Origin of the sequence: Mesorhizobium sp. M4A.F.Ca.ET.090.04.2.1 (assembly GCF_003999085.1) — a bacterium.
Classification (GTDB): Bacteria; Pseudomonadota; Alphaproteobacteria; order Rhizobiales; family Rhizobiaceae; genus Mesorhizobium.
Genome location: NZ_RZOT01000712.1, coordinates 1 through 2352, shown reverse-complemented (window position 1 = coordinate 2352; position 2352 = coordinate 1). Strand labels below are relative to the sequence as shown.

Sequence of the window (2352 nt, the reverse complement as noted above, 5' to 3'; positions counted from 1 at the left end):
ATCATGTGCTCGCCCATGAAAATCGTCACCGAGTTCCCCCGCAAAGTCGTCGAATTTCCGGTAATGGGCATCGTCATGCCGGACGGCTGCCGGCTGTCGGCGCGGATATGGATGCCTGAGGATGCGGGCAACGATCCAGTGCCGGCCATTCTCGAGCACCTGCCCTACCGCAAGCGCGACGGCACGATCTTTCGCGATCAACTGACGCATCCTTATTTCGCCGGCCACGGCTATGCCTCGATCCGTGTCGACATGCGCGGCAACGGCGATTCCGAAGGGCTGATGGACGACGAATATTCCGAGCAGGAATTGCAGGACGCTTGCGACGTCATTGCCTGGGCCGCGTCGCAGCCGTGGTGCAACGGCAATGTCGGCATGATGGGCATTTCCTGGGGCGGCTTCAACTGCCTGCAGGTGGCGGCCAAGCAGCCGCCGGCGCTGAAGGCGGTGATCAGCCTTTGCTCGACCGTCGACCGCTATGCCGACGACATCCATTACAAGGGCGGCTGCCTGCTGATCGAAAATTTCGGCTGGGCCTCGACGATGCTGTCCTATTCGTCGCGGCCGCCGGACCCGCATTTCGTCGGCAACAACCGGTGGCGTGCCCTTTGGCAGACCCGATTGGAGAACCAACCGTTTCTGGCGCCGCTGTGGCTCAGCCACCAGCACCGCGACGCCTACTGGAAGCGCGGCTCTATCTGCGAGGATTTTTCCGCAGTCAAAGCTGCCGTGCTGTCGATCGGCGGCTGGCATGACGGCTACCGCAACACCATCTCGCACCTCGTCGCTAACATAAGGGCGCCGGTCAAGGGTATCGTCGGCCCCTGGATCCACAAATACCCGCATTACGCCGCGCCCAACCCAGCCATCGGTTTCCTGCAGGAGGCACTGCGCTGGTGGGACCGCTGGCTGAAGGGCGCCGAGACCGGCGTCGACACCGACCCAGCCTATCGCGCCTATGTGATGGACAGCGTGCGCCCGTCGCGCTGGCACCCTGAGCGGCCAGGCCGCTGGGTGGCGGAGCAGGAATGGCCGTCGTCCAACGTCAAGGTAGAAGCGATCGAACTGATTGCGGAAGGCGCCAAGCCTGCCATCGTCGCCACGCCGCAAAGCTGCGGCCTTGCCGGCGGCGAATATTTCCCCTTCACCTTCGGGCCGGAACTGCCGGGCGACCAGCGCCCCGACGATGCGCTGTCGGTGTGTTTCGACCGGCCGGTGCTTGATCGGGCGATCGACATTGTCGGCGCGCCGGAGCTCCTGGTCAGGGTCGCCTCGGACCGGCCCCAGGCCAACATCGCTGTCAGGCTCTGTGACGTCCATCCCGATGGCGCCTCGGAACTGATCTCCTACGGCGTGCTCAACCTGACGCACCGCAAGTCGCATGAATTCCCTGAGGCGATTGTGCCGGGCGAGAGTGTCTCGGCCCGTGTCGTGCTCGACCAGTGCGCCTACCGGGTGCCGGCGGGACACCGGTTGCGGGTTGCCGTTTCGAACGCCTACTGGCCGATGATCTGGCCGTCGCCGGAGCCGGTCCGGCTCGACCTTTCGAAGGCGACGCTGAAGCTGCCGAGACGCCCGGTGGCAATAGGCGACGAGGTAAGCTTCCCTTCTCCGGAGGCAGCCTCACCCTGGGCGACTAAAATGATCCGTGCCGCCAATTCCGAGCGTCATGTCGACCGCGACGAGAAGACCGGGGTCGTCACGCTTTCCATCGTCGATGATTTCGGCGCGGTGCGCGATCTCGAGCACGACCTGGCCCATGGCAGCATCGCTCGCGAGACATGGGCGATCCATCCCGACGATCCGTCGTCAGCCTCGGGAAAAACCCATTGGACGCAGACCTTGTCGCGAAATGGATGGTCGGTTCGCACCGAAACCTTCACCGAGATGCGCTCTGACGCCCAAAACTTCGTGCTCAGCGCCAGAATCGAGGCCTATGAGGGCGAAAACCTCGTCTTCGAACGCGACTTCGAACAGAACGTTCCGCGCGCTCTCGTCTGAGGGCTGGCAGGATTGATCCAATTGCGACGCGCCATTTACGCCACGGCATGTCGCATTCGGTCTTGCTTACAGCTTTCCGTTGCGGTCATTATTCCCCTCACAAGAAACAAGAAAACGACCATCAGGTCGAACCACAGAGTGAGGAACTAAATCATGTCTAACGAACTGGACTACCTCAGCCGTCGTGTCGCCGCCGGCAAGCTCAGCCGTCGCGACTTTCTCGGCCGCGCCGCCGCGCTCGGCATCACCGCGCCCTTCGCCAACTCGCTGCTGTCGAGCGCCGCGCGCGCTGCCGGCCCGGTCAAAGGTGGCACGCTGAAGGCCGGCCTCGTCGGCGGTGAATCCACCAAC

Annotated in this window: 2 protein-coding genes; both read left to right on the top strand. The window is 63.5% G+C overall.

What is annotated here, in order from left to right; genetic code table 11:
• Window positions 1–15 precede the first annotated feature (15 nt).
• Complete coding sequence (locus EN781_RS30810) at window positions 16–2001, top strand: CocE/NonD family hydrolase (protein WP_126056966.1); 1986 nt, start codon at window positions 16–18, stop codon at window positions 1999–2001.
• Window positions 2002–2154: 153 nt separating this feature from the next.
• A partial coding sequence (locus EN781_RS30805) for a twin-arginine translocation signal domain-containing protein (RefSeq protein WP_127400646.1) occupies window positions 2155–2352 on the top strand: 198 nt, incomplete at its 3' end.